This is a genomic window from Sphingosinicella sp. CPCC 101087, assembly GCF_004151485.1.
Lineage (GTDB): Bacteria > Pseudomonadota > Alphaproteobacteria > Sphingomonadales > Sphingomonadaceae > Allosphingosinicella.
In genome coordinates this window covers 1-641 of the sequence record NZ_SBFF01000039.1, presented here as the reverse complement: position 1 = coordinate 641, position 641 = coordinate 1, and the positions used below count along the sequence as shown (strand labels likewise).

The window sequence follows — 641 nt, the reverse complement described above, 5'->3', positions numbered from 1 at the left end:
TCAGAACCTCATCCGGAAGCCGGCATTGGCGCGAAGGACGTTGCTGTCGCCGAAATTGGACAGAGCGGTGTCGGCCGACAGTTCCGAGAAGATCGTGAACCGTCCGTCGTTCCAGCTGTAGCTTCCGCCGATGCCGAGCTCGCCCCACAGCCGGTCGTCCCGGCGGACCAGCGCCGTGCCCGACACGTCGACCGACGAGGCGTCCAGCAGCTCGTAGTCGACATTGACGAAGCCGTAGAGGTGGCTGCGGGCGGTTCCGCCGCTGCGCTGCGCCCAGCTCTTCTGATGGTCGAGCGACAGGCCGAGCCGGCCGCGCAGGCTGTCGCCGTCATCGATCGACACGTCGGCGTCGGCCGCATCGGCGAACCGGTCGAAGCGGACGTTCGAATAGACGATCTGGCCCTGCGGCGTGAGGCTGAGCCCGCCGCCGAGGGCGACGCGCTGGCCAAGCTCCAGGCTGAACGCCTCGCCCGTCCCGTCATTGTCGTCGACCAGGGTGTCGAGCAGGTTCGACTCCAGGTCGCTATAATACCAGCGATGCTGGACCTGGACGTCGGCATAGAAGCCGCCGGCCCCGTACCAGGTCAGCGTCGCCCCCAATCCGTAGCCCTGGGTGTCGATGCTGCCGCTGCCGAAGCGCG

The 641-nt window shown here is 67.6% G+C and carries 1 protein-coding gene; it reads right to left on the bottom strand.

Features of this window, described 5'->3' with window-relative positions; translation table 11 throughout:
* Positions 1-641: autotransporter outer membrane beta-barrel domain-containing protein (locus tag EKM57_RS21670; RefSeq protein ID WP_129794619.1), on the bottom strand; the 641-nt coding region annotated here is incomplete at its 5' end.